Below are 25,718 nucleotides of genomic sequence, written 5' to 3'. Positions count from 1 at the left end.
TTTTTCTTTTCTTGTAACCATCCAGAAATCCCCCTAAAAAGCGATAAATACAGTTAAATTATCCCATATTTATCAAATTTAGGGGATGATTATCTCGAAGAATTTTTACTCCTCAAGGCTGTATTTGAACAGGGGAATTTTTAATATATTTTTCCGTCTACTAAATTTACTATTCCCTCACATTGTTTCGCAATCTTGTCGTCATGTGTAACTATTAAAACAGTTTTATTCTGTTCTTTATGTATCCTTTTGAATATAGATAATACCTGCTCACCCGTTTTTTGGTCCAATGCACCGGTCGGTTCATCTGCTAAAATAATATCTGGATTATTAATTAATGCTCGTGCAATTGCCACACGCTGCCTTTGCCCGCCCGATAAATTATATGCATATTCAGACGCTTTTTCCTTCATACCAAGCATATCGAGCAGAGTTAAAATTCTTTCTTTTTTATTGACTTTGTTTTTACTATAATGAAGCGGAATTTCAACGTTTTTCATAACTGTATATTCTTCAATAAGTGCAAAGTCTTGTACTACAAAACCAAAGTGCTGATTTCGTACAGCGGCTAATTTTCCTTGGCTTAAAGATTGTATTTCCTGATCATATAACTTATATGTGCCTGCGGTTGGCACATCTAGGCATCCTAATATATTAAGTAGCGTAGATTTTCCTGAACCTGACGGACCCATAATGGCTAGCATGCTTCCTGCTTCTATTTTTAAATTAATATTTTGTAGAGCATTCACTTCATTAGGTTTAGATTTATTATATACCTTTGAAATATCTTTCAGATCAATCATTTATTCTTTTCTCCTTAATATATCACTTATTTGAAGTTTAAAAAGTGTAATAAAGCTTGGAAGACATGTTCCTAAGCAAAGTAGTAAAATTAATCCCGAAACACCTAATACAATAAAAATTTCACTGGATATTATAAGAGAAATAATAAAAGAAAGTAACCAAACAATAAAGATTTGTAAAAAAATCCTTAATGCAATGTGTACCTTGGTCGCTCCGCAAAAAATATGAATACTGAATTCCCTAATATTTTTTCTAACAAATTCCAAAGTGTTAATAATTACTAGTAATGAAGCAAAAATAATAACTAATATTGATATAAATGAAAACACACCAACAGCTTCCTGCGTGGATTTTTCCATATACCTGGAAACGCCTTCCACACTGTTAATGTTATAATTATATAACTTTGAATCTTCGGTAATTGTTCTTAATTCTCTTATATCGTTTCTATTCTTAACGATGATAGTCGAATTATCAAGATAGGTTTCATAATCATGATTTCCGTTAATATGTATATTGTCTAATGCTGTAACATCAATTGGAATTAATATAACATCATTTAATCCGATGACACCTTCGCCAAATGATATATCAACAAAAGTTTGCCCATCTTGTAAAAAACCAACAACTTTATATTTTTGATTGTTGGTATCGGTAAATTCATCATTAATATCCATATACTTTTCATATGAATAACCGAGCACAACTGGTATACTTTTATCGCTCGCATACTCCCAATTCGAATGAAAAAATTCCCCTTTTGATAATGCTAGATTAAAAACGTTGATAAAACTGTGCGAAATAAACAATGTTTTATAAGCCTTAATTTTGCTAGGCCCCTGCTCAATCTCAACAGAAAGTGGATTTTTAGGAATATCTTTTATTTCTATATAATCCTCAATATTTGAAAAACTTGTATATTTATCATTTTTAGTAATATACGTGTATAAATCTTTCATTATATTTTCTTCGTATTCTCCACCTACATACTCTTCCTTCTCTTCCATTGATATATAAAAAGCATTGGAAATATCAAAGGTATTAGATAAATGATGAAACGCATCTTGTTTTTTATGTATTAAGGAAAAACATTCCGTAATTAATAGTATTATTATCGTAATCTGAATTAAAAATGAAATGAAATATAGTTTTTTTCTCCAAATATCTTCCAACGCATATTTTAGTTGAATCGGCATATTTATTACCTCATAATTTTGATTAATTGTTTCTTTTGATTAATAAATAACATAGGGAGGGTGTATAATATATCCATAATAAAGAATAATATGATACCTATGATGATCGATTCCAAACGAAACACCGTATTGTAAGGCAATAAGTTAAAAATATTAGTCACTAAAAAAAAGATTGAACTTGCAAGCATGATGCCTATGAATCGAATACTTAACATATTGAAGTAAATCGTTAGTAATAAACGGGTTTCACCTGCTCCTGATAATCTCCTAACAAACATCTCTCTTTTATATTTTTCTACCGATGAAAGTATAATAGTGAATCCAGAGACAAATAGGAGAGCATTAGATCCGAGAAATATAAGAAGCGCATATTTTTGATTGAATAGATCAGTCCGCCATGCTTTTTCAACTTTCTCATAATAAATTTCAGTCTCGCTGTTTGTTTTTTGTATCGCAGTTAATAGGTCTTGTATGAGTAGCTCACTTTTTTCACCAGCGTCAATATAATATTCCCCCTTCATCGGTTCTTTAGGATTTTTTTCTAGTGATGGAATAATATTTGCCACTACATTAGTAAAATTATCAATATAGCCAACTACTTCATACTCCATATGATTAAAGTAAAAATAATGTTTACCATTCTTTTTGATTTGATCATCTTCGTTCCAAACATTAATATAAGCCTCATTTTTATCCATTTGGTACATAGAGGATTTTTCATTTGAGTAGCTCAAACGACTAGCGGATTCAGGTATGTTCTTATAAAATGTAAATTGCTCAACTTGTTTATTTAACCATGATAATAAATCTTCGTTTGTAAAATATATTTCTGTATCATTTTGATTAATAAGAATGCGATACGTATTTTTACTTATATGATTTGTCATTTTTTCCTCTACAGTTAAAATCATAGAAATTCCGCCTGCAATAATACTAAATACGATTACCGTAAAACAAAGAGGTAGCCATGATTTTTTTATTATATTAGGTATCATATTTACTTCCTTTTCTTTTTCATTAATGATAAATAAAATAAATTAAAAGGCTTTTTGGCAGCATTTTATATGCTGCCAAAAACATTAGGAACTTAATTACTAGACTAATATCTCCAACTGTAAGTAGTATAAGCAGTTTTTAATGGATTATTTACTTTTGATAACTTCGCTGTCCAGCCACCCCTTTTTGCATAATTGTTGGCAGATTTATCAAAATTTCCTTCTCTTAATCTTACTTTACATCCAGTCACTACCTTGTTTTTATTTGTACCGTATAGACCTGTTCCTTTTACGCCAACAGTATTGTACCCTTGAATATAAACAGTAGCGCCAGATCCCATAGAAATATGCTGGTGTGTCAATCCTTGCGCTGTAATAGAACCTATAGCTATTATGACTACTGCTATCGATGCTGTAAGGATAATTGATTTTACTTTTCTCATCATAAAATACCTCCATTTTTAATTTTCATTGAATGTTCTTTTGTACTATATAAATAAAGTTTATCATTTCAACATAGGTAGTATGGGAAGTGTATATTTCTATAACTTGTTTGCGAAAATATGTTGAATATCTGTTACCTTTATTTATATAATACGATAACTAACGACCCTACCGACATTACTCTAGCAAATATTTTCAGACTATCACCTCCGAATTTACAGTATATTCCTTATTATTCAATTAAACTACTTTTTAGAACAAGAGAAAAAAGTCGGAAAATTTTACTAAAAAATAAAGGATTCAAGTATATTGTTTTTTACTTTAATTCCAATATTATATGCAACACTATGCGAGAAACTACTATATAAGGTTTTCCAGTAGTTTGTTGATCATCAACAAAATTGGTGAATATTTCACCTGGTGTTCGGTAGTCTAGTATCGTGGAAGTGTGTTCATCCAGTGTGCAACTTCATCAATACGTTTATCAGTGCATGTAAGGATTGGCTGCCCTTTCTTGATGAATCTACGTATAAGCCCATTATAATGCTCATTTGATCCTCGTTCCTATGAAGCATAAAGGTGTGAGAAATAAATGTTAATTCCTAGTTCTTTGTCACTGAATTCTGAGCCATTGTCAGCTGTAATGCTTTTAAAAACACTTTGAAGTTAAGAATACTCCACAAATATATCATGAAGAACCCTTGTGACTGCTTGGGATGTTTTATTCGAAAATGCGCGTAATTATCTTTAGGCGTGTTTACCTTTCCACTAACGTCTGGAACGCATCATCATTTGATATCGATTTCCCAGTGTCCAAATTCTTCTCTTGTTTAAATAGATTTAGGATGTTTTTCTTTGCTCATTCCTAGGACTTTTTTGTGCCTTTTGCATAGCCAACCACCGCATCTGGGGACCATTTCTTTTTGAGGATTTTTCCTCTACAAAACGGGTAAATTCCCAGGCCTTCATTACGGTAGAACGAGCTTCTCGTTTTTTTCGATTCTCCTCATAAATTTGTGTCCCAACGTCTGGAAAATATTTCGTATAAGGCTTATAGTTAGTATCAATTTGCTGGACGGAACCACGTTTTCTTTCACCAAAAATTGTACTTACATTGCGACCTAACCTTCGAGCTATTCCCCTTAGTGGTAAAACTTCTTTTGCTGCTTCTGTAATCGTTCCTTTTTTTTAAATTCCACAAACATCCCCCTTTCATTGATATAAGATTATCATTACTATTCATTTTATTAGATACCAAAATTGATAGATAATGAATATGTTAGTAGTTAAGGAGGCATGAGGGGTTTGAAGCATCGCTTATTGTGAGGCGCGTTTTTATGTTTTATTGCAGCTGTATCATGGGGAGCCATGTTTCCGATTGCACATTCAGCTTTTGACCACATTGATCCGTTTTATTTTACTCTTATCCGCTATGATGCGGTTACAATTATATTAGTATTTTTGCTTTTATGGAGAGAAGGAAAACAAGCGTTTCGATTTGAAGGTTATGGTTTGCAATTATGTTTTTTTGATACGATGGCGTTTGTCGTCTATAATATTCTGATTTTCTGGGGAGAAGATTTATTAGGAGAACCAGGTGCGATGGTTGCTTCTGTTATGGAAGCTTTAATGCCGATGATTTCGATTGTGCTATTAAGGATCGTTTTTAGAAAACGTCCTCATTCCTTTACGACGATTTGCGTCATTGTTGCTTTTATTGGTGCCATGTTTGTGATTATGAAAGGTGATTTTGCAGGATTTTTAGGTGCAACGAGTGATATTATTCCTTCTATTCTTATCTTTATCGCTGTTGTCGGATGGGTGATTTATACGATCGGTGGAAGTCGCTTTAACGGATGGTCTGCTTTGCAGTCTTCAACGTTAAGTTGTTTGCTCGGAACATTAACCGCTACGGTCGTCGTTACGATTGCAACAATGGTTGGATACGTGTCGATTGTATTATTGCATATCCGCATTTATTGTTTATGGTAATCTTTCCAGGTTTGATTGCTTTACTAGGTTGGAACGTTGGTGTAAGTATTTTGACTCCTCTAAATGCACTTTTATTTATTAACGTCGTTCCAGTTACTACGCTTGTTGTTTCGATGTGGATCTACGTCAATATTTTGGACACAAATAAGTTAAGTTTTTAATTTGTTCTTTGAATATGATTTATATTAAACTGTCAAGGCTTGACATGGAGCCTCTGCGGGCACGATTTCAAAGCCATGGAGCCAGATCACTTAAAAACATTGCTGGCTTGCCATAAGAGGCTATCATGCCCGCCTCTCCACGTAAAGCCGATGCAGTGAATTTAAATAGCGTTAGTTATCCAGCACAGGTATACAAATCTTCCATCTCTTGTGGTGTTTTATAATCAATACTACCGTGAATTTTTTTGCGGTTGTACCAACCTTCAATGTATTGGAATAATGCTAATTTGGCAGATTTATGATCAAGGTACTGAACATGATTTACTTCTTCTTTCTTTAAAATAGCGTGAAAGGATTCGATACAAGCGTTATCATAAGGGCTTCCCTTATAGCTAAAAGAATGCGTCATTTTGAATTTTTTTATAATTTTAGCGAAATCAGTGCTTGTATATTGTGTGCCGAGATCTGAATGGAATATTAATCCTTTATCAGGTTTTTGTGCATGATAAGCATTTTCTAGTGCTTTTATAATTAAATCAGTCGTCATCGTACGAGAAAAGGAATAACCCACTATCTTTTTAGTATGAAGATCCATAACTGATGCAAGGTAACACCAACCATCACAAAGTGTATGGATATAGGTGATATCACAAACCCATTTTTCATTAATCGTTTCTGTTGAAAAATCTCTTTCGAGAATGTTTTCACGCTCAACAATTGTTTCCTTGCTAGGTGTAGGACGAAACTTTTTAACAACTATTGATTTAATATCAGCTTTTTTCATCAAACGTTGAACTCGCTTTAGGCTAGCCTTGTAACCCTTTTTTATCAATTCCCGGTGAATTTTAGGTGCACCATAACGTTTTTTACTTTCTTTATGGATCTCAATAATCTTTTTGGATAATTATTTTCACGATCACGATTAGAAATTGTTTTATTTAATGACTGATAGTATGTACTTCTTGGAACTTCAAGTACTTCACACATTGTTTGCACTGGATAATTTTCTTTTTGGTCATGAATAAAATCAGTTATTTCAATATTATTTACTTTTTTGCGAATATGGCCATAGCTTTTTTAAGATATCATTTTCCTGTTGTAATTTAAGTATTTGTTTTTGTAATTTTGCATAATCATCTGGAGTTACAGAGGAACCATCTTCTAATTCAATTGGAGTGAACTTTTTAATCCATGCATAAATAGTCACTTCAGAAACGCCATATTCGCTACTTAAACTTCTAACTGATTGACCAGAGTTATATAACTCAACAATCATTTTACGAAAGTCGTCATTGTATCGTTTTCCATGATTCTTATGTTTCATTGGACACATCCTCCTAAAATTGATTGTAATGACTTAACTAACATGTGTCCATGAAACTATACTAGCATCAATGTATCAAGGTTATCACATTACAATGTTTAATATAGCGGGAACCGTTTTAATCATTTTGTCGTTAATCGCTAATAATATTTTTGTAAGGCTACAAACTAAAACGTATAAGAAAGTCGTTCAAACAAATTTGCGTGAACAGATGTCTTAGTCATTAACAGAACGAAAAATAATTAATGAAAAGCATCCTATTAGGGTGCTTTTTCGGTTTTATGAAAGATGTGAAGTTATGGGATGAGGAAAGAGAGATGAAGTCTTTCCTAGGAGGGTTAGATTGCACGTGATTGAAGGAGATAATATTCAATAAACTCAGCTAAACCATCATTTTCGTGGTGACCTGTAATGACATCGGCTGCAGTTTTAACTATTTTGCTGGCGTTCCCCATTGCAACCCCAATACCTACGTGTTGAAGCATTTCAATATCGTTGGGACCGTCTCCAATTGCTACTGTTTCATTTGGATGGATTTGATATTGATCTAATAAGTTTTTTATTGCTGTCCATTTCGAAATGTTTGGAGCAACAATTTCAAAACCATCATTCCAATCGATAACATTGGCTTCTTCTTTAAATAAAGCGGATAATTCATAGTTCGGTCCACCTGTTCGCACACTGTATTTAAGAACATCTGGATAGTTTGCTTTTCTTAAGTCTCCGATATAGCGAGGTGGAATGTTTCCAACGTTTACCCAATGGATGATATCATCATTTATTTCCTTACAGTAAAGTCCATTCGCAGTATGAATTAAAACATTATAGGGTTGGTCAGCGGTTAAATCGTGTAATCGCTTTTCGTTTAAATGAACAGGATGCATTTCTATAAAATTTCCATCCCCTGCTTCATGGATCGCTGCACCATTTAAGCAGATCATTGGCGTTTCTAACCCAATTGCTTTGTGGTAAGGATTTGTAATTTCATAGTGGCGTCCAGTTGCTAGAAAAACTTTAACCCCTTGATTTATAAGTTTGTCGATAGCTATCAAATTTCGATAAGAAATTGTGTTTGTACGATTTAGAAGTGTGCCATCCATATCAATAAACAGTGCACGTATTTTCATGTCTATCACCTCCAAATTGTTAGTTAATTTAAGCATATCACCTTAATATTAAAACTCAGTAAAATTCATGTATAGATTGAGTTAAGATTTGATCGTTATTTTTAAAAGGATACGGAAAACAATCTATGACATATGCTGCGATTGAGAATTTGTTGGGCATTTTCAAGCAAGAAAGTTAGGTTGGGAACGATTTAGTAAAGTTTTGTGTATTTCGCAAGTGAAAAGTGATCCACTTCGCAATTTAATTTTGATCCACTTTATTTGTTCCAGCATAGATCCATTCTTCTGTTTCTTTCATTCTGTATAAAGGTCCATTCATATTAATGACGTGCGATTTATGCGTAAGCCTATAATCAGAGCCGCCGTCAAAGGATCGTGGAAGATGTCTTGCCATTTAAGGAACGGTAAGTTACTTGTGATAATGGTTGATTTTCTCCCCGCTAAATGGGTGAAAAGAAGTTCTGCACCTTCCTTATCAAATGAGATGTATCCTAGTTCATCAATCACCACTAAATCATATTTCTCAAACTTCAATTCAAAAGAATGTTCGTTCAGACTGGAGTGGATATTATGCATGTAACATTAGATGTCAACACAGAAGTAGAAGCAAAAGAGCTTACAGACTTGCCAAAATTTAAAATAATTTATGGAGAGTCTGCAAATGAAAATTAATAAAGTCAATTAGCGAAAAATCTTAACGTTGATTGCCGTACGGTTGAAAAATATTTCATCGGTTATCAACCGGTTACTACAAGAAAAAGAAAATCAAAAATAGATAAATATTATGATATCAAATTACTACTTTCAGAGAAGGCACCACAGAAACTCTATTATAAAAGAGTGCTGTGGCAATACTTAAAGGACCATGTTAAGACTCTAGTTTCAAAGCCTATATTTTTGTCCAGCTATGTTAAAAAATATAAAAACGTTGATTTTATTTACAGGAGTAACAGAATCGTTAGTATCCGATGTTTTAAATTAGATGGCGCTTTCGTTACAGAAACAACCTTCCCTCCGGATGTGTATCAAGAGGAGCTTGTTTTAATTTCTGATAATCATTTATCTACCTCGAAGATTAAAAAAAGTGTATTTTATGTTTTATGAAGGTTGTGTATATCGAGCACGTCTAATGAAATGGTTTAAAGATCAAAACATGACTCCAAAAAAATGATGGAGTTCGGTACATTAAAAATGATCTTACGCAGTACAGTTATGGGACTTGGTGTTGCATTCGTTCCAAAATCAGAAGTAAAACAAATGAAAAAAATGGGCTTATCCAATTTAAAAAGCTTCCAAAGCAATACAGTAAGATAAAAACCGTTTTTATTAGAAGGGCTGACACTTACTTAACGCCGACAATCGAAAAATTTATCGAAACAATTGATTCCAACAAACAAACGATGCCACTTACGATTTTCTAATAAAAAACCCCCACAAACATTGATAAAGCAACGTTTGTGAGGATATACTTCTTTTTAGACTATAAAAATCAAATACTCATAATACCGCCTTTAGAGGCATTTGTAACAAGTTTAGAATATCTCCCTAACCATCCCGTCTTAATTTTTGGCTCGAATGGTTTTAAGTTTTTACGACGTTCTTCCAATTCTTCATCAGACACTTTTACATTCATTGTTCGGTTCGGAAGGTCGATTTCGATTACATCACCATTTTCAATCAACGCAATCGGTCCACCTTCGGCAGCTTCTGGTGAAATATGACCGATTGAAATGCCTCGTGATGCACCACTAAAGCGTCCATCTGTAATGAGCGCAACCTTTGTACCAAGTCCACGACCCATAATAGCAGACGTTGGTGCAAGCATTTCTGGCATACCAGGACCACCTTTCGGTCCTTCGTAGCGAATAACGACAACATGACCTTCTTGAACGGTTCCATCATCGATAGCTTGTTGAGCTTCATCTTGTGAATCAAAGACGATCGCTTCACCTGTAAATGTTTTAATGGATGGATCAACTGCACCTACTTTGATAACAGAACCTTCTGGTGCAATGTTTCCATAAAGGACAGATAAGCCACCTACGGGACTGTAAGGATTGTCTTTCGTACGGATCACGTCTGTATTTGTAATTTCATGACCTTTTACAAGTTCACCAATCGTTTTCCCTGTAATCGTTATTCGTTCTGGATGAATAGCTCCAGGAACTTTTGTTAACTCATTAATAATTGCTTCTACACCGCCAGCTTTATTAATATCATCCATTGAGATGTCAGATGCTGGCATAATTTTTGCTAAGTAAGGAACTTTAGCAGCAACTTTATTAATATCCTCTAAATTGTATTCAATCCCAGCTTCGTTCGCAATCGCCAATGTGTGAAGAACGGTATTCGTTGATCCACCCATTGCCATGTCAAGTGCAAATGCATCATCAATCGCTTCTTTTGTAATAATGTCTCGTGGCTTGATGTCTTCTTTAATCATACGAATTAAATGTTTTGCCGCTTCGAAGATTAACTCTTTACGCTTTTCACTTGTTGCCACGATTGAACCATTACCGGGAAGTGTGACACCTAACATTTCCATTAAACAGTTCATGGAGTTTGCCGTAAACATTCCGGAACATGAACCACATGTTGGACAAGCATTCATTTCAATATCTAGTAACTCTTCCGCAGACATTTGACCTGATTTATGCGCTCCAACACCTTCAAATACAGACGTTAAGGAAATTTGTTTACCTGTTGAACTTACGCCTGCTTCCATTGGTCCACCCGATACAAAAACGGAAGGAACATTCGTACGAACAGCAGCCATAAGCATACCTGGTGTAATTTTGTCACAGTTCGGAATGTAAAAAACACCGTCAAGCCAGTGCGCATTAATGACCGTTTCGGCTGAGTCAGCAATGAGTTCGCGACTTGGTAAGGAATAACGCATTCCGATATGTCCCATTGCTATTCCGTCGTCAACCCCAATTGTATTAAATTCGAACGGAATTCCACCTGCTTCAATAATCGCTTCTTTTACGACATCCGCAAACTCACGCAAATGAACATGACCAGGAATAATATCGATATAGGAATTACAAACACCAATAAATGGTTTTTCTAAATCTTTCGGCTTTACTTTTCCTGTTGCATATAAAAGACTACGGTGAGGAGCACGATCAACACCAATTTTTATCATATTACTTCTCATCTGAACACACACCTTTATTTTAAACTTATTATTCTATTTTAAATCGTTTGTTGTCTACTGTAAATAGGTTGTAAGACAATCAGCCTTAATTATTCAATCCCTAAATCTTTCAACGCACGTAAAATATGAATTTTCATTGCACTTCTCGCCCCTTCAGGATTGCGGGCTTGCATAAATTCTATAATCATTTTATGGTCATTAATCGTATCTTTTGCAACGAGTTCATTTTTTTCTGATAACGTTACACCTTTATCAATCGCTTCAAAAATAACTGGCATTAGCTTATCCATAAATTCATTATGGGTTGCCTTTGCGATCGCTTTATGAAATTTCTGCTCCACCTCTGTTCTATCCTGATTTAGCTTAATTTTTTCTTCAATTTGCTTTCCGTACTCTAAAATCCGCTTCAACTCCGGATCACTAGCTCGTAACGTCGCATAATAAGCTGCTTCTGGCTCAAAGATTAAGCGCATCTCATACAAATCTTTTGCGTTGATCTTTTCATTTGAGAGTTCTTGAAATGAGGGTACGGTGTTGCTAATATCAAGATCCTCTTTAACAAACGTCCCTCTCCCTCTTTCGATTTCGAGAATACCATTCGTAACTAATATTCGGATGGCTTCGCGAAGTGTCGTTCTACTTATATTCAGTTCCTCTGACAACTCTATTTCATTCGGAAGTTTATCACCCGGACAAAATCTTTTTTCAATCATGATCATCGACATAATATCATCAGCAATACTATCGGAAAGCCTTTTCCTTCGATTCATATATCTTATCAATCCTTATTTTCTTTTTAGTATAACATACAAGTTGTCTACTGATAATGCGTTGTATACCCACTATTGAAAAAGGTTATTTATCTTGGAGAACGTCTAGATTGTCCGACAAAAAAGGAGTTCATTACTTCATACACTTCTTAAGCCTGTCCATAAGTAAAGGAGTCGCGGAACAATCAGAAAAGATCTTCCCAAAGTTAATCAGAGTAAAAGCTTCGCCGACAACTTCATCGTGTACCAAATCGAAGACATTATCGAATTAGCTCGTACAAGAGAAGGCGGTTCAGTTGTGGCGAAGAATATGGCTCGAGAACAAGTTGCTTCTAAAAAGTAGTTCCGAATTATAAGAAAAGTGACTGTTCCTACTTGAAAGGAATCTGACAATTTAACACAATACGATAATCTTATAAGGAGTTGTTTGCGCTGGAATACTTTTTGTAACAGGGCCGTAGAGAACAATCAGATTACGGTTTGCAAGATTTTTTGTGAAGGGTTGACCGTTAGTCAATAATCGTTGAGTAAAAGAAGAAAGATTTAATTTTAATCGCCCGTCACTGCTTAGCAAATTCTGGTCAAAGTGATCAACTTTTACATTTTGATACGGGCTTTCTTTGACTACGACAAGAGCTTGATATTGTGGTGGATAGATTAATGGAACGGGTGCATTTCCATCATAATATCCCGTTATCCAATCCCCTTCAGACACAATAATATGGTCAACAAAATAAGTGGTCGGTGATACGACAAAATGGATAAAAGAATTAGAACCTTTATTAACGTTATTAACAGATATTAATTTATAACAACCTGAATCTTCACCATTTAAAGTGACCATAAAATCACTAATCTCTGTCACATAACCACTAAAAGATAAAAATTTTATCATACTCTTTCATATTCTCCATTCTTAATTAATTATTGTTACATTAAGTTATGGGAAATTACTTATGAAAGTGAATGTATTTGTAGAACATTAGAGCTGACCGGTGCATTGCTTGAATATGGAAAAAAACTTTTTACAAATCAATTTATCGCTTCTAAATATTTTTTCAGTCCATGTAACCTGAAACATTAGAACGCTACTACCGGCTTCATAGCATGCATTAAAAAAGACGACACTTTAACGGTTTAAATACCGCTAAAACGTCGTCTTTACGTGCTTATACTACCGGTGGTCGGGGTCGAACCGACATGTCCTATAAAGGACACGGGATTTTGAGTCCCGCGCGTCTGCCTATTCCGCCACACCGGCAAAATAAAGTTAAAAATGGTACTTACTTAACGTTAAGTACCTCTTAGAAATGGTGCACTATTTAATTACATCCACTTCTGTGGGCTAGACCAAACATTAATTTATTGGTGCCGGAGGCCGGACTCGAACCGGCACGGAGGTAAACCCTCCGCAGGATTTTAAGTCCTGTGCGTCTGCCTATTCCGCCACTCCGGCATTTTATGCGGTTTAGCTCCATTTTGCTGCATTAGGATGAAAGTATTTGATCCTTTCGTAAGTAAAATGACAACAATTTCATGATACTGAAATCTGTCCCCCTTGTCAACACCTTTTTTCAAAAATTATTTTTGTGATATAACTGCATAGTTGATTGCGTATGTAATAAGTGTTATAATTTATTAAGAATTGGAGGGTTGCCAATGGAAAAGCTTCCAATAAAGAAAACATTTGAAAAGGACGATACAGCTAAAGAATTAGTCCGCTTAATGATGGATGAAGGGTTTTCAGATATGCCCGATACGTATAAGGCGGAGTCTTTAGGAATCACTTTGAATGAATATAGAAAGTATATGAATGATCCTTCTTTTCTTCGCTGGGCTGTGAAAAACATGCAAGACCTTTACGTAGCGAAGCTTCCAGAGGTTTTGAATACAATTTTCAATCAAGCTGTTGAAGGTAAAGGAAGACAACAGAAAATGTTGTTGGAGTTCATGAGAATCTCTAATGAAGAGAAAGAAACGAAGTCTCCAAACATTATTATAGTAAACAATATTCCAAACCCTGACGAAGGGAATAAACAACAAGATATTGTGAATTTAGAGGAAATTTCAAATGACAGAATTTCTTCCTTATAATGAGCATCCGTGTAAAATGTGTGGAAAGCCCTACAAAGAAGGTTCAGATACGTGGTGGGGGTTTTGTCCAACGTGTGGATATTTAGAGCAATTCTATGACCCTCTTCCTGCTCAATCTGATTTCCACGCTTCTAATGCGAAGTATCGTTTATATGCTGGAGGTTTCGGTTCTGGAAAAACGCTATGCGGATCACAAGAAGCTATTCAGTTAGCTCTTAGGTATCCAAATAATTTTGGACTAGTTGGCGCACAAACATATCCAAACTTACGAGATACGACACAAAGAACATTTTTGGAAGTTGTCCCCCACCCTGTTTTAAAAGGTGGAAGATTAGAGACAGCGTTCAATAAATCCGAGAACTCACTTGAATTCTACAATGGATCAGTTGTTATCTTTCGATCTATGGACGATCCAAATAAATATAAGTGTTTAAATCTGGGTTTCTTCTATATAGATGAACTTTCTGAAGTGGCTGAGGATATTTGGATGATGCTAGAGTCTCGCCTTCGACGAAATAATGTTCCCAGACGTACAGGTTTTGGAACAACGAACCCAGAAGGTGGAAGCTGGGTGTACTCTAAGTTTGTACAAAATCAAAGCGAAAATTACTCTTATTTTCAAGCTCCGACAACAGAGAATATTTACCTTCCAGAAGACTATGTACAAGGACTTCTGGACAGCTATCCAGAAAGTTGGGTTAAGAGATACATTTACGCAGATTGGTCTGCGTTTGAAGGACAAGTGTTCCCAGATTTTCATTCATCTTATCCGTATGTTATTCCACACGTTAATCCAGATCCAGAGCATCCTGTTTACTTTGGACTGGATCATGGTCTGCATAATCCGACGGCAGCTTTATGGGGATCAGTTAATCCAGATACAGGAACTCTTTATGTTTACCAAGAGTATTACGAAACGAACCAGCTCGTAGAACACCACGCCGCTAATATTAAGTTTATGTCGAAGGACACTTCAATTTTTGGACATTGGATTGACCCTTCAACACAAAACAGAAATGCGGTAACAGGGAAATCTGTACGTGGAGAGTACCTGCGTCACGGTGTTCCAGTAATTCCTGGAAACAATGATTTACATGCTGGTATTCATAAAATCTCGGAATATTTAAAGAAAAATAAAGATGGTCAACCTAAGTTAGTGATCTCTGAACGATGTGAACATTTAATAGAAGAACTCTCCCAATACAGATGGCAGAAAGCGAAGCCTGGACAGAATGAACCAGAAAAACCACATGCCTATAAGGATCACACGGTTGATGCCCTTCGCTATATGATTATGGGGATTCCAAGACATCACGACGTCTCTGTTGCTTCGATGGTTACTTCAGTGCCACCACCGTTACCAGACTTCTATGAAGATGGCAAGGAGGATATAGATCGTGTTGAAGTTTATTCGGGTCTTATTTAATACAAAAAATGCGATTGCCGCACAAAATGAACAGATTATTTATTTATCAAAGCAGTTAGCTGAAGCAAGACAAGAAGCTGAACAATGGCGTATGAAGTATGAAAATGCAAAGAAATGGATTAATGAAATCAGTGATGGATTTCACTCTTACGAGGGAGGTGACGAATGATGGATGAAAAACAAGCCAAATCTAGTAAACGTGAAGAACAGATTGTAAGCGAAGTTTGGGACAATTATCGATATGCCATGCAAGCTAAAAAGCCTTTGCACGATAAGTGGCGTAAATACGAACAATTCTATAAAAACGATCAATGGTCGGGAATCAAGGTAGATAAGGATCGAATAAAGCCTACAATCAACTACGTGTTTACGACAGTTGAAAGTTTGATGCCTTATTTGACTACGAACGTACCAGACCCCATCGTCCTACCTACACGTCCAGATACAGAAGAGACTGCAAAAGATTTAACTAAAATTGTAAAAATTATATTAGAGAAAAATGGGATTGAGAAATCGTTGCAATTAGGCGAACGTGAACGTTTAAAGTTTGGAACAAGCATATGGAAGGTGTTTTTCGACCCCCATAAGTTAAATGGTCTAGGAGACGTTGCGTTTGAAATTGTTGATCCCGTAAACTTCTTTGTTGACCCTAACGAAGTAGATGACTTACAAAATGCAGACTTCTGTGGCACAGCAATGAAGCGTTCAATAGAATACATCAAAAGACGGTATCCAGAGAAAGCAAATCAAGTCGTTGCCGACCAAATGAATACTGAAATTAGTGTTTACGACAGCGAAGACGATGAAGATCCGAGACAGCGGCAAGCAACTCTAATCGAATATTGGAAGAAAGATAAAAATGACGGGTTAGTTAGGATTGTAGTAGCAGGAAATGTTCTTTTATCTTACGACAAAAATTTCTACATGCATGGCAAATATCCATTCGTTCGAGGTCTTAACTACCCAATTCAAAAAAGTTTCTGGGGAATGGGTGAAGCTGAACAGCTTATTGAGATGCAGGTTATTGTTAACAAATTACTTCAATTGGTCATTGAAAACGTAGCACTTGCTAACGGACAACTGGTTGTCGATAAAAATGCGTCTGGCATTAGAAATATCAAAGACTTAGCGAACAAGTTATGGCAACCAGGATTAACTATACCTGTTGACGACATAAATTCAATTAAAAAACTAGACGGAGTTCTTGCTCCAGGATGGGTAGTAAATTTAATTCAAATGATTCAGAAAAATATCGAACTTGTAACTGGAGTCTCACCTCTTTATCTAGGAGAAGCTCCTGGCTCGGAAAAATTTGCAGATCGTCCCCACTGGGAGAGAAAGTTTAAATCTTGTTGTTGGTAAGGGTATAACTCTAGCAAGCTAGTTTTCTCCTCCTATCTTACATTACGATTAATAATATAGTCACAAAAATGTCATTTTTAATAAAATAATCATAAAAAACCTTCTTCAGATAATTTATCGACCATAAGGACTAATGCTGTATGAAGGTCAACATCTCTTGTACGAAAATATTCGTATCTTTCTCCATTAGGGACAATTATATCCACAATGCTATCGTCTTCGATTGTAATTTGTATACTTAAACCAGCTTCTGAGAATTTACGTATGAAATAATCGGTATTAGTCAAGCTACTCCCCTCCCTCACTTTCCAGTTCATGTTCGGTTATAAAACAGTCGGGACAGAAAATCGTCCCACAACATGGGCAACTTGTAACGACCCATGTATCACAGATCGGACATTGTTCCAACTTTTTCATCCTCCAATTCTTTACGTGTCATTCTATCCCTCTTTCTTATCCCACTCATGCTCTAAATGCTTGTGAGAAAAGCGGTAAACTTCTCCATGACTCTCGACGATATAGTATTTATCATCTGAAGCAATCACAGTTATTTTTCCTATAACGCTATTGTGTTTATGGACGAGAATGTCCCCTTCCCTGTATTTAGGTGTCATAGTCGTCCTCCTTATAGTGCTTTGTCAACGAGATAAATAAACGACATTATAATTCCCGTACCAGCTAACAACCATAGAAATTCTTTGAAGTGATTAAGATTGTTAATCAGATTGATCCCTACTTCCCCCTATACTGCATACTCTATAATATAGTCATATAGTTTGTCAAGCTTTTACATAATTAGAATATAATAACAATGCTGTCGTGACTTTGTAGACTGGGACGTGAAGCTCTTTTGAGAGTTTATCAATCTCTTTTTTATCGGAATAGTCCACTCGTACGCTTGTTAGGGGTTTGTTATCCATCCCGACTGCGGCTTGTCTTATAAAAGAAGTGTCAATGCTTTGCAACGCCTTATTAATAGCGGAGCGTTTATCGCCTGGAAGATGATCCATGTTGACGTAGTTTACTGTATACGACGCACGTTCTCCTCTTACACGCCTTCTGATGTTTGAAGGTCTTATACTCTCTTTAATATTAAGTAGGCTATATCTTCGTTTCTGGGCGACACGTTAAGATGTTCAGCGTATTCCATTAATATTCTTTCTAGTGAACGTTCCCTATGTATAAAAGGGTAACGTAACGTTCGCACTAACTCTACTGGAACACGAATTGATTGAGAAGTTCTGCTAACGGGAATTGTTCCATAATAGAAAGGACTGCTTAAATTCATTTCCCCTTTTTGTGTACACTCAAACATCTCTTTCGTTGTATTCCGAAGAAAAATTGGATCACGTGTGTTCTTCTCCAGTTCATATGCAACTAGTTTTTGATATGTGTATCTATCAAGTTGCACTTCCGCTGGAATAAAGTTATCACTAATTATTATTTCAATCTCTGGGAAAGAAATAGCGATCATTTCTCCTAGTCGATCAATTTGAAGCAACAACTCAAAATTACTGCTGCTGTCGTTCAGTAAGTTTTTAATGTCTGGAAAATCATTTGCTTTTGACGATAAATTGACTGCTTGTTTCAAGAATTGATAAGCAGGTGACATATTCTGCTCAAGTAGTCCATGCTTACATATCTCCCAATCTTCTGTACTATGAGCAGGAAAGTTAAAGTGTGGGAATATTTGACGGTAACTAGGTTTTTCTAATACTGTTTTACATACTTTGCAATGCAAAACAAACTCCCCTTTCTTGACTAGACTATTGACTAGTATAATTAATACACTCTTAATACGCAATTAATACACTTTTAATACACCTAGAAACCGTATAACGGCGGGGTTTAATACACTTTTACACCAGCCTGTATTAAGAATTTATCAACCCCCTAAAAAATATTTTATTTTATTGTGCAGAATTTTCTGACAATTATATTATATAATTTAACCTACTAATATATTATTAGTAGGAGAGGCGTAAGCACAATTATCCAATTATTATAATACACTCAACCTTGTCAAATGTCAAGTGAATTTTAAAGATTCAAAAACCCCGTTTTTTTTTTCAGAATATTCAAGTATATTAATTGTATAAAATTGTTTTTCTTACCTTACTGAAACCTTAATACAGGAGAGCGAAAAAGTGTATTAAAGCCCGTCACAACAAGCTTTTCTGGTGTATTAATTTTGTATTAACGTGTATTTATGTGTATTAATTTCCCCTAACTCCCCTGTACCTCATCCAGCTACTCCTTGTCCTTAGTACTTAAATATAAAAATGTAAACACAACTATTAAGACTGCGATAGATACTGCAATCACAGTTAACGAGCTAGGTTCGTTATAGTGTGTAGCGTCGTCAACAATGTCTAGTAACCCAGAATCAGATTGCCATCCCCCAGAAGGTACAGACATCCCTATCCTCCTCCAGCACTTTTGCCTTCAGTATAGCAAAACGATTCTAGGTTTTCTATTATCTATAAAATAATTTGACGAGTACGTAATCACCGTCATCTAGTGTGTATGTGTCCAAAATTCTGTAACAGTCATTTCATATTCCTTTTCCACGAATCTTTTAAGTCTATTAAAGTCGTCTTTAAATTCTCCTTTATTAGAGTTTAGTCTTACGTCACTCATCTATTTTCTCCTCTCTATATCCGAAATAACTTCCATTATTTTCAAAATATCAAACAGACCTTCACTCCTTTCTCTATCGTCTAATTTTTCCGCATGTTTTCTAATCTTTTTAATTTCTTCTAACTCCAATTCCAGCATACTCCATCCAGTTTGTTCAAATATAATTTCTTCTAAAATTTCATTACGTGCTGTAGTCTGTCCTAAAACATCTAAAAACTTTTCAAAAGTCTTCATAGGTACTTCGGTAACACCTGCTTTATTTGCTTCCTCTACGATCATTCTAAATGTAGCTAATTTCTTTGTTTTTTCCATAAATTAAATAACCTCCAAACATTTTTTAGAATTGAGAATTTCAAATAGTAGTGGATTACGAAAAACTCCGTAACGTTTACCCATGACTGCGTTATACTGTCTGTCGGATTTGCCTTTCATTAAAACGTGGTCCACCATGAAACGACTAGTTCCATTCGTCCCTTTAAGCTTAGGGATCGATACTTCCATTGGCGGATTTTCTCCGTCATAGTAAAAATACCTGTCTTTTTCCATTAAATAACCCCCTATATTCTATTGAGTAGTTAATATTAAAGTGGACAATATTGACAATTCGATATAAAGCATTGAGCACACGGAAGTATTCTTTCATTACAATTTGGACATTTATGTGTTTTAAATTCATACGGTAACTCTACTTCACTTTCACAGTTAGGACACCATTCAGTACATGTATCAGATTGTTCTACTAATAGATCACCCCCTCCAAGTTCGTTTATAGTAAGATTAATTCCAATCAGAATATGATCGATCTTATCCACTTCTTTTGAATATTTTACAATTCCCCTAACTTGTTTATTCACTGCGCTATTTCGCTTGATTTCCCACTGTTTTCTAAGACTATAAAGCTTGTTTAATGCTTCTTTCATGTCACCACTCCCAATCGTAAACACGACAACGCTTTCCCCACGTCGTCCCAGTTTCCAGACTCGACTAAGTTTGAGTCCTCATAAAGTTCTTCAAACATATCTTCATTTGCTACATACATTTCAGCTTCAACTTGCCTTCCATTTACGGATACATTAACCTTTTCACGATTGTACATATTTAGCTTTGGATCTCGTCCTGGAATGTAGCCCTCGATCCTGTCGTAATATTGTGTGATAACGTGTTTCGGAATGAAAAACAATGTACCATAGATGACGTCGTTCGTGTTTCCTGTCCTTTTAGTAATTGGAAAGAAGCCTTTTGTTTGAATACATTTTAAATCCTTGTACTACTGCATTTTCTACTGTGATAATCGCCCCGTCCTGTTCCAGCCGTAGCGGATCTTTAAGCGTTCCATAAGTGAACATTAGCATTACACATTTTCCCTTTCGTCAAGTGTATTCTGAATTGTTTCATCAAGAATATCCCAATATCCTACCATGTATAAGGCGTTCAAGAAGTTCTCTTTTGTTTTCTTGATTTCTTGTTCAGACATTTCAACGCCTTCTTCACTCAGTCTAATTCTGATTTCTTCTTCAATATTAATTACATACGCCCCCTTTCACGTAAGCTTATATAGCAATCGCCTATAATGATATGATCCAGGACATCAATTCCTAACATGTCGCCAGCTTCAACTAAACGCTTAGTCACTTCAATGTCCTCACGACTCGGATCTGGATCTCCGCTTGGGTGATTATGAGCTATTATTATTCCTTTAGCATTGTTTAATAAAGCTGATTGAAACACGTCTCTAGGACTCACCAGTGACATATTAATCGATCCAATATGTATAACGTGTAGCCCTACTACTTTATTCTTTATATTCAGACAAGCCATGACAAAATGCTCTTTCGTCTTGTTTTTCAGATCGAACACTCTGTTAAATAGCGTGTAAGCGTCCTCTGGACTGTTGACTGTAATATCATCTAAGTAGTCGATAGTCTTTTCTTTCACTTGTTTAACTGTATAAACATTGATTTTTTCCATTACACATATCCCCTTTTCATGCAGAAAGAGAAGCCATTACAGACTTCCCTTTCTCTCCAGTTCGTCTATATCCTCGTCCGTCCATCCGTAACACTCGTCGCTCCACGCTGATCCAAAGTTCCAATTGCTGTACGGACTATAATACGTTCCCCACGTATCAAACTGATGTTTTTCCATAGTTACTTTACGCTTATGTGACCGTATATATAGCCCCTCACCCTCTTCCAATTCGATAACGTTTCTAACTGTTGTTGTATACGTTTTACCTTTGTTTTTTCCATATGCGTACTTCTTCTTAATTTTTCGTGTCGGTATGTTCAATGTTTCTGGAAACAATTCTACGGTGCTTGCATACCAAAATTCTCCTTCTTTACGATTATTCCAATACGCAAGCGGATTATCCCCTGCTACTAGTGTGAGCATATTCGGCTCTTTCTTCGACACCGCCGTGATTGCGTATGACCCTTCCAACATATCCAGAACGTTTTGCAAACCTTTTGGCCTTAGTGTCGGACTATATATAGACATAGCTGCAAACATAGCTTCGCTATCTGTTGTTGAATAAGGTTGAATACCGTACTTTTCTTCCAACTCATCCCAGATATGCTTGTCGTAAATTTGTCCGTTATGACAACCGATAATTTCTCCATGTACGAACGGGTGCATATTTTCATGTTTTTCACTAGGTCCGCATGTACTTAATCGTGCGTGCATTTGTACGATAATTGCTCCGTCCATTAGGTTCTTCTGTATCTCGTCGAAGCGGCTGAATAAACGGTTTACTTTACGGTGTTCTTTAATAATTCGATACGTGCCGTTAGGATAATGGAACGTGAGACTATTTCCATCACCACCTAAAGCATCTTCCATCTTGACTAACATTCCAAGCAAGTCCTCACTAATTTGACGATACTTGTCAACTGATCTCGGTCTATTCGTTAAAACTACTCCGCCTAATCTACACATTAAATATCAATCCCCTTTATAATTTTATTAGAGTAATCTATTGACTATGCAGGAATATCATTACTTCTAACTCCATATGATAGCCCACGTTGTTCCAGGTACTTGTTTAATTCTTCGTATCCACGCTCTTCCAGATACTTAGCTACGTCATTCCATTCCATAGCCTTAATGTCATCCATTGTATGAGTTACTACTAAGTCACGTATAGCTTTTACAAATTGAATAGTAGCCTTAAAAGTGTTAATATTAAGTGTACCTCTAAACAGTCTCAACTCGACTGTGTGAGTATTTTCCAGGTTGACCGCAAAGTACCTGCCCGTACGTTTTGCGGTCGACAACAATTCTTTTTCACATACACGTTTTGGATCTACCTCTAAGAAGTTGCAATAGCTGGCTGCCCAACGTGCGAGCTGTCCTTTTGTTCTTCTCGAAAACTTCACGAACTCGTCCCAATTTCTTTCAACTATTGCGAGAAGTTTTGACACATTTTCGTCTTGTTCTTCTTCTGTGTCACCGAACCCACGTCTACTGATATGCACATGAATTCCACATGTGCCGACGTCGTGAGATCTCATCCCCTTGTATCTCAAGTCATTCAGTATTTCCTCCCAGTCCATTTCGTTCATATGATAGTCAAAACTTAACGGGTGTGTAACTATCTCGAACCCGTCGTCTAGCGAGCCATCATACTTGTTGTATGCTTCATCTTCTGCCCAATATAGAACAGACTCAGCAGCATCGTGTAAGTCTACATATTCACCGCTCGGTGTATCCACTTCCAGCTCTACACCATAGTAGTCTCCTTCACTTGCTACACCATAAAAGCGTGGAATAGGTTTATACATGTAATCATTGATTACGTCGCTTTCTTCAACGTAACAATGTGTGCAATATGGATCTGCATGTCTGTCGAGTAATGCTTCATCAAGTCTAAGTATGTCACTGCATTCGTAACACCTTGTGTAATTCAAATCATAGCAACGGTCACATACCGTTACACTGTCGTCTGAGTGAGCGATATTATCCCACTCCAGAACACCGCAGTTGTCGCATTCTACTGTGTTGTCATCTTTACAATCTGAACATATTGGAGCGCCATGCACAGTGTAATAATCGTCTACATGGATTAGCTCATAACATTGGTCACACGATACGGTATCATTATCTACACAGTCCTCGCATAGCTTTTCGCCGTCTTTTGTCGTGTCGTAAGCTTCTTCCATTTCTTCACTACACCACGCACATTCTAATGTATGTACTGTTTCCTCAGTATCACCCCTTTCGCACGCCGTTCCTGTTTCCAGGTTCATGTTCGTCATTTTTATCAATCCTTTCGATTTGTTTTATTCTAGGTTTACATACCTAGCGTATACTATTGACTAGTCGATATAGTCAATAGCATAAACCAGGCATGTGTTTTACCTAGTTTGTTAGATGTAGTGTGTATCCTAGTTCGATCCCCTTACCCGTCTATGCGGTTCTAGCCCCCCCGATTTTACTGCATATCGTGGCTAACCTAGCAGGCTATCGGTGCAAACGATTCCGTTTCTGTCACTCGGTCAATCTCCCGTAACCCCTTCAGGTTTTTATAACGTGGTTTATTCACGTAACGTCATACTAATGTTGACGCTATATATCTATATGTTGTTTTTGGTGCTAACAAACCCGATCGAGCCGTAACCCTAGCGGATTTGCTAGCAAAATTCACTTTCCACTAATCACCTCACAGTTTTTTCAACTGTCTACACTATAACATGTAGTGTATAGACTAGTCAATACATATTTTCAATTAAATGTTAAAGTTTTCAATCAAACGGTAAAGAAAAATTTTAACTATCTATACACCGTCATTGTACCGTAACGTCTTTGTCCTCGCTATCTCTAAAGGTTTATAGCATATTGACATACGCTCGTATACGATAGTATATAGTTAGTCGGCTTGTCTTGCCGTCTGACTGACTGACTTTACTATAACATATACGCTATAGGTTAGTCAATACCTTTTTTAACATTTTTTAATTTTCTTTTATCGTCGCTTGCAATCCCTCGCGACTGACTTCATAATAAAACATTTTTTCCGACTATGCAAGTATCTATGCAATATTTGAGCTTAAAGTCCCATATTTTCGCTTGTTTTGTGTACCCATGATCAAAAACAGATCTTATGTTCGTATGTAGAATAGTTTTAAAGTCCTAACTTTTCTCGTTTTTAGTACGTGTGTTCGGATTGTTACATGCTATTAAAACGAGTGTTCCCATTCAAACAGTTATAAAACATATGTTCCCTTTCGCCTTTTTGATATATAATGAAGGGAAATAACGGGAAATAAAAGAACGAGTGTTCTATTTCCTGGAAATAATTAGACTATTCTTTTTATTTCCCATTATTTCCTGACTATTTCCCGTTATTTCCCGATGGGCGGGGGACGAGAAAATCGACTCCTGTGTTCCGTGTATAGGTGTTTACTAGCAACCGACCCCACTTGTCTCAAGATGAATTTTTAATTTAGTCACTGGGGGCTAAAAAAGAGGGACTCCAATAAAGGAATCCCATTACCTTCCGTCCACCCACTTCTCAACCTCATCGTTACTTATACATTCTTTTCCATCTTCTACAAGCTTCAACGTGTAATTATCTCTTTCTACACTAACAGCATTTACACTTACTGGTCCTGGTAAATCGTCTATTTTTTCTCTTGTGTATTTACTTTGGATTTCTACAATTTCCTCCATTCTATCGTGTCTGAAGTTGCTTTGAATGAATACCCAAACGTCACTTCTAATCGCCTTTCTTCGTGTACTGTCCTCCCATATAATAGAAGCAGCGTCTCCAATTTCTCCTCCAGTAACCCATTCTACTGTATGATTTTCTCTGTACTCAAAGCATAGATCACTGAATACTCTATTGACTGCATAGTATCTAATCAAGTCCCTACGTGAGAAGTTGGTGTCAAAAGGTCTTACTCCGAGATAGTCAAATCCCAACTCGTCTAGTGTGTACATGTTTCCATACTCATGTCCCAGAGATAAAGTCTTTAAATAACCCTTCGTGGTTATATCTCGGAGTGTTTTATTAGTCATGTCTACCGTTGACTTCACTTTACGGCTTTTGTCTCTGTATAAAGCTTCCAAGGCATTGTCTCTTAAAAGTAATTTAAAACTGTAAGCCATTTCAACCATTTGAGCTGCTTTATATGAGATATACGGAAATCCTGGAAGTGCTTGGTCTCTAGTCATTCTGTTTCTCTCCACTACGTCATAAGACTTAGTGATATAAGAATTCTTCATG

At 36.0% G+C, this 25,718-nt stretch carries 27 protein-coding genes, 2 tRNA genes and 2 pseudogenes; 6 read left to right on the top strand and 25 right to left on the bottom strand.

Going from position 1 to position 25,718, the window contains the following annotated elements; all coding sequences use genetic code 11:
• Positions 1 to 140 precede the first annotated feature (140 nt).
• The 4 genes from ABU914_RS10095 to ABU914_RS10080 all read right to left on the bottom strand — a co-directional run bounded on the left by ABU914_RS10095 (position 141) and on the right by ABU914_RS10080 (position 3,438).
• A complete protein-coding gene (locus tag ABU914_RS10095) occupies positions 141 to 803 on the bottom strand; it encodes an ABC transporter ATP-binding protein (protein WP_379669602.1) in 663 nt (220 codons plus the stop codon).
• Positions 804 to 2,000, bottom strand: a complete 1,197-nt coding sequence (locus ABU914_RS10090; protein WP_379669601.1) for an FtsX-like permease family protein — start codon at positions 1,998 to 2,000, stop codon at positions 804 to 806.
• Positions 2,001 to 2,005: 5 nt separating this feature from the next.
• A complete protein-coding gene (locus tag ABU914_RS10085; protein ID WP_379669600.1) occupies positions 2,006 to 2,995 on the bottom strand; it encodes an ABC transporter permease in 990 nt (329 codons plus the stop codon).
• Between the two features lie 104 nt (positions 2,996 to 3,099).
• A complete protein-coding gene (locus ABU914_RS10080; RefSeq protein WP_379669599.1) occupies positions 3,100 to 3,438 on the bottom strand; it encodes a hypothetical protein in 339 nt (112 codons plus the stop codon).
• Positions 3,439 to 4,807: 1,369 nt separating this feature from the next.
• Between ABU914_RS10080 and ABU914_RS10075 the strand changes: the two genes are divergently transcribed.
• Positions 4,808 to 5,431 carry an EamA family transporter gene (locus ABU914_RS10075; RefSeq protein WP_379669598.1) on the top strand — a complete coding sequence of 208 codons (624 nt, stop codon included), beginning with the start codon at positions 4,808 to 4,810 and terminating at the stop codon, positions 5,429 to 5,431.
• A gap of 336 nt (positions 5,432 to 5,767) precedes the next feature.
• Here ABU914_RS10075 and ABU914_RS10070 read toward each other — a convergent pair.
• From ABU914_RS10070 to ABU914_RS10060, 3 genes and pseudogenes are all read right to left on the bottom strand, one after another.
• Positions 5,768 to 6,916 (bottom strand): annotated as a pseudogene (locus tag ABU914_RS10070) (IS3 family transposase).
• A 338-nt stretch (positions 6,917 to 7,254) separates the two neighbouring features.
• Entirely contained in the window at positions 7,255 to 8,043 is a 789-nt protein-coding gene (locus ABU914_RS10065) for an HAD family hydrolase (protein WP_379669597.1), read from the bottom strand.
• Between the two features lie 241 nt (positions 8,044 to 8,284).
• A pseudogene (locus ABU914_RS10060) lies at positions 8,285 to 8,586 on the bottom strand (ATP-binding protein); the annotation flags it as partial.
• 648 nt (positions 8,587 to 9,234) lie between these two features.
• On the opposite strand from ABU914_RS10060, the gene ABU914_RS10055 reads away from it, so the two are divergent.
• On the top strand, positions 9,235 to 9,357 hold the full coding sequence (locus ABU914_RS10055; RefSeq protein ID WP_379669595.1) for a hypothetical protein: 123 nt from the start codon (positions 9,235 to 9,237) through the stop codon (positions 9,355 to 9,357).
• A gap of 175 nt (positions 9,358 to 9,532) precedes the next feature.
• On the opposite strand, the gene ilvD is transcribed toward ABU914_RS10055, so the two are convergent.
• The 5 genes from ilvD to ABU914_RS10030 form a co-directional block, all read right to left on the bottom strand.
• On the bottom strand, positions 9,533 to 11,203 hold the full coding sequence (gene ilvD / locus ABU914_RS10050) for a dihydroxy-acid dehydratase (protein WP_379669594.1): 1,671 nt from the start codon (positions 11,201 to 11,203) through the stop codon (positions 9,533 to 9,535).
• An 89-nt stretch (positions 11,204 to 11,292) separates the two neighbouring features.
• Positions 11,293 to 11,973 carry a FadR/GntR family transcriptional regulator gene (locus ABU914_RS10045; protein ID WP_379669593.1) on the bottom strand — a complete coding sequence of 227 codons (681 nt, stop codon included), beginning with the start codon at positions 11,971 to 11,973 and terminating at the stop codon, positions 11,293 to 11,295.
• A gap of 394 nt (positions 11,974 to 12,367) precedes the next feature.
• The gene (locus ABU914_RS10040; protein WP_379669592.1) at positions 12,368 to 12,868 is read right to left on the bottom strand and encodes a hypothetical protein; all 501 of its coding nucleotides are present in this window, start codon (positions 12,866 to 12,868) and stop codon (positions 12,368 to 12,370) included.
• 280 nt (positions 12,869 to 13,148) lie between these two features.
• Positions 13,149 to 13,234, bottom strand: a tRNA-Leu gene (locus ABU914_RS10035).
• 105 nt (positions 13,235 to 13,339) lie between these two features.
• Positions 13,340 to 13,429, bottom strand: a tRNA-Leu gene (locus tag ABU914_RS10030).
• A 203-nt stretch (positions 13,430 to 13,632) separates the two neighbouring features.
• Between ABU914_RS10030 and ABU914_RS10025 the strand changes: the two genes are divergently transcribed.
• The 4 genes from ABU914_RS10025 to ABU914_RS10010 are packed head-to-tail and all read left to right on the top strand — an operon-like array spanning position 13,633 to position 16,855.
• On the top strand, positions 13,633 to 14,067 hold the full coding sequence (locus tag ABU914_RS10025; RefSeq protein WP_379669591.1) for a hypothetical protein: 435 nt from the start codon (positions 13,633 to 13,635) through the stop codon (positions 14,065 to 14,067).
• Positions 14,045 to 15,493, top strand: coding sequence for a phage terminase large subunit (locus ABU914_RS10020; protein ID WP_379669590.1), 1,449 nt, complete (start codon positions 14,045 to 14,047; stop codon positions 15,491 to 15,493). Before ABU914_RS10025 ends, ABU914_RS10020 begins: the two co-directional genes overlap by 23 nt.
• Positions 15,465 to 15,662 (top strand): hypothetical protein, encoded by a 198-nt coding sequence (locus ABU914_RS10015; protein ID WP_379669589.1) that lies wholly within the window; start codon positions 15,465 to 15,467, stop codon positions 15,660 to 15,662. The genes ABU914_RS10020 and ABU914_RS10015 overlap by 29 nt, the downstream gene beginning before the upstream one ends.
• A complete protein-coding gene (locus tag ABU914_RS10010; RefSeq protein WP_379669588.1) occupies positions 15,662 to 16,855 on the top strand; it encodes a portal protein in 1,194 nt (397 codons plus the stop codon). The genes ABU914_RS10015 and ABU914_RS10010 overlap by 1 nt, the downstream gene beginning before the upstream one ends.
• An 89-nt stretch (positions 16,856 to 16,944) precedes the next feature.
• On the opposite strand, the gene ABU914_RS10005 is transcribed toward ABU914_RS10010, so the two are convergent.
• The 13 genes from ABU914_RS10005 to ABU914_RS09945 all read right to left on the bottom strand — a co-directional run bounded on the left by ABU914_RS10005 (position 16,945) and on the right by ABU914_RS09945 (position 25,666).
• Positions 16,945 to 17,142: a hypothetical protein gene (locus ABU914_RS10005; protein ID WP_379669587.1), complete on the bottom strand. Its 198-nt coding sequence runs from the start codon at positions 17,140 to 17,142 to the stop codon at positions 16,945 to 16,947.
• 153 nt (positions 17,143 to 17,295) lie between these two features.
• Positions 17,296 to 17,469 (bottom strand): hypothetical protein, encoded by a 174-nt coding sequence (locus ABU914_RS10000; protein ID WP_379669586.1) that lies wholly within the window; start codon positions 17,467 to 17,469, stop codon positions 17,296 to 17,298.
• Positions 17,470 to 17,930: 461 nt separating this feature from the next.
• Positions 17,931 to 18,596, bottom strand: a complete 666-nt coding sequence (locus tag ABU914_RS09995; RefSeq protein WP_379669585.1) for a hypothetical protein — start codon at positions 18,594 to 18,596, stop codon at positions 17,931 to 17,933.
• Positions 18,597 to 19,105: 509 nt separating this feature from the next.
• Positions 19,106 to 19,273, bottom strand: a complete 168-nt coding sequence (locus ABU914_RS09990; RefSeq protein ID WP_379669584.1) for a hypothetical protein — start codon at positions 19,271 to 19,273, stop codon at positions 19,106 to 19,108.
• 222 nt (positions 19,274 to 19,495) lie between these two features.
• Positions 19,496 to 19,807 carry a hypothetical protein gene (locus ABU914_RS09985; RefSeq protein ID WP_379669583.1) on the bottom strand — a complete coding sequence of 104 codons (312 nt, stop codon included), beginning with the start codon at positions 19,805 to 19,807 and terminating at the stop codon, positions 19,496 to 19,498.
• 3 nt (positions 19,808 to 19,810) lie between these two features.
• On the bottom strand, positions 19,811 to 20,041 hold the full coding sequence (locus tag ABU914_RS09980; RefSeq protein WP_379669582.1) for a hypothetical protein: 231 nt from the start codon (positions 20,039 to 20,041) through the stop codon (positions 19,811 to 19,813).
• A 35-nt stretch (positions 20,042 to 20,076) separates the two neighbouring features.
• Positions 20,077 to 20,439: a hypothetical protein gene (locus ABU914_RS09975; protein WP_379669581.1), complete on the bottom strand. Its 363-nt coding sequence runs from the start codon at positions 20,437 to 20,439 to the stop codon at positions 20,077 to 20,079.
• Positions 20,412 to 20,720: a gamma-glutamylcyclotransferase gene (locus tag ABU914_RS09970; protein WP_379669605.1), complete on the bottom strand. Its 309-nt coding sequence runs from the start codon at positions 20,718 to 20,720 to the stop codon at positions 20,412 to 20,414. Before ABU914_RS09970 ends, ABU914_RS09975 begins: the two co-directional genes overlap by 28 nt.
• A 126-nt stretch (positions 20,721 to 20,846) precedes the next feature.
• Entirely contained in the window at positions 20,847 to 20,969 is a 123-nt protein-coding gene (locus tag ABU914_RS09965) for a hypothetical protein (RefSeq protein ID WP_379669580.1), read from the bottom strand.
• Between the two features lie 50 nt (positions 20,970 to 21,019).
• Complete coding sequence (locus tag ABU914_RS09960) at positions 21,020 to 21,472, bottom strand: JAB domain-containing protein (RefSeq protein ID WP_379669604.1); 453 nt, start codon at positions 21,470 to 21,472, stop codon at positions 21,020 to 21,022.
• Positions 21,473 to 21,499: 27 nt separating this feature from the next.
• Positions 21,500 to 22,429, bottom strand: a complete 930-nt coding sequence (locus ABU914_RS09955; RefSeq protein WP_379669579.1) for a class II glutamine amidotransferase — start codon at positions 22,427 to 22,429, stop codon at positions 21,500 to 21,502.
• 44 nt (positions 22,430 to 22,473) lie between these two features.
• Positions 22,474 to 23,748, bottom strand: coding sequence for an amidoligase family protein (locus tag ABU914_RS09950; protein ID WP_379669578.1), 1,275 nt, complete (start codon positions 23,746 to 23,748; stop codon positions 22,474 to 22,476).
• Between the two features lie 1,234 nt (positions 23,749 to 24,982).
• On the bottom strand, positions 24,983 to 25,666 hold the full coding sequence (locus ABU914_RS09945; RefSeq protein ID WP_379669577.1) for a hypothetical protein: 684 nt from the start codon (positions 25,664 to 25,666) through the stop codon (positions 24,983 to 24,985).
• Between the last annotated feature and the right edge of the window lie 52 nt (positions 25,667 to 25,718).

The sequence above is a fragment of the Pueribacillus sp. YX66 genome, assembly GCF_041725775.1.
Taxonomy (GTDB): domain Bacteria; phylum Bacillota; class Bacilli; order Bacillales; family UBA6769; genus Pueribacillus.
This window is presented reverse-complemented; position numbering and strand designations above follow the sequence as displayed.

What these genes read in the sequence shown, in the direction of transcription:
- ABU914_RS09980 (WP_379669582.1), bottom strand. Translation starts at nt 20,041, where the DNA reads ATGGAAAAAGACAGGTATTTTTACTATGACGGAGAAAATCCGCCAATG.
- ABU914_RS09945 (WP_379669577.1), bottom strand. Translation starts at nt 25,666, where the DNA reads ATGACTAGAGACCAAGCACTTCCAGGATTTCCGTATATCTCATATAAA.
- ABU914_RS09985 (WP_379669583.1), bottom strand. Translation starts at nt 19,807, where the DNA reads ATGGAAAAAACAAAGAAATTAGCTACATTTAGAATGATCGTAGAGGAA.
- ABU914_RS10020 (WP_379669590.1), top strand. Translation starts at nt 14,045, where the DNA reads ATGACAGAATTTCTTCCTTATAATGAGCATCCGTGTAAAATGTGTGGA.
- ilvD (WP_379669594.1), bottom strand. Translation starts at nt 11,203, where the DNA reads ATGAGAAGTAATATGATAAAAATTGGTGTTGATCGTGCTCCTCACCGT.
- ABU914_RS10080 (WP_379669599.1), bottom strand. Translation starts at nt 3,438, where the DNA reads ATGAGAAAAGTAAAATCAATTATCCTTACAGCATCGATAGCAGTAGTC.
- ABU914_RS09950 (WP_379669578.1), bottom strand. Translation starts at nt 23,748, where the DNA reads ATGACGAACATGAACCTGGAAACAGGAACGGCGTGCGAAAGGGGTGAT.
- ABU914_RS10045 (WP_379669593.1), bottom strand. Translation starts at nt 11,973, where the DNA reads ATGAATCGAAGGAAAAGGCTTTCCGATAGTATTGCTGATGATATTATG.
- ABU914_RS10095 (WP_379669602.1), bottom strand. Translation starts at nt 803, where the DNA reads ATGATTGATCTGAAAGATATTTCAAAGGTATATAATAAATCTAAACCT.
- ABU914_RS10090 (WP_379669601.1), bottom strand. Translation starts at nt 2,000, where the DNA reads ATGCCGATTCAACTAAAATATGCGTTGGAAGATATTTGGAGAAAAAAA.
- ABU914_RS10055 (WP_379669595.1), top strand. Translation starts at nt 9,235, where the DNA reads ATGATCTTACGCAGTACAGTTATGGGACTTGGTGTTGCATTCGTTCCA.
- ABU914_RS10085 (WP_379669600.1), bottom strand. Translation starts at nt 2,995, where the DNA reads ATGATACCTAATATAATAAAAAAATCATGGCTACCTCTTTGTTTTACG.
- ABU914_RS09965 (WP_379669580.1), bottom strand. Translation starts at nt 20,969, where the DNA reads ATGTCTGAACAAGAAATCAAGAAAACAAAAGAGAACTTCTTGAACGCC.
- ABU914_RS10075 (WP_379669598.1), top strand. Translation starts at nt 4,808, where the DNA reads ATGTTTCCGATTGCACATTCAGCTTTTGACCACATTGATCCGTTTTAT.
- ABU914_RS10040 (WP_379669592.1), bottom strand. Translation starts at nt 12,868, where the DNA reads ATGATAAAATTTTTATCTTTTAGTGGTTATGTGACAGAGATTAGTGAT.
- ABU914_RS10010 (WP_379669588.1), top strand. Translation starts at nt 15,662, where the DNA reads ATGGATGAAAAACAAGCCAAATCTAGTAAACGTGAAGAACAGATTGTA.
- ABU914_RS10000 (WP_379669586.1), bottom strand. Translation starts at nt 17,469, where the DNA reads ATGACACCTAAATACAGGGAAGGGGACATTCTCGTCCATAAACACAAT.
- ABU914_RS10025 (WP_379669591.1), top strand. Translation starts at nt 13,633, where the DNA reads ATGGAAAAGCTTCCAATAAAGAAAACATTTGAAAAGGACGATACAGCT.
- ABU914_RS10065 (WP_379669597.1), bottom strand. Translation starts at nt 8,043, where the DNA reads ATGAAAATACGTGCACTGTTTATTGATATGGATGGCACACTTCTAAAT.
- ABU914_RS09955 (WP_379669579.1), bottom strand. Translation starts at nt 22,429, where the DNA reads ATGTGTAGATTAGGCGGAGTAGTTTTAACGAATAGACCGAGATCAGTT.
- ABU914_RS09990 (WP_379669584.1), bottom strand. Translation starts at nt 19,273, where the DNA reads ATGTCTGTACCTTCTGGGGGATGGCAATCTGATTCTGGGTTACTAGAC.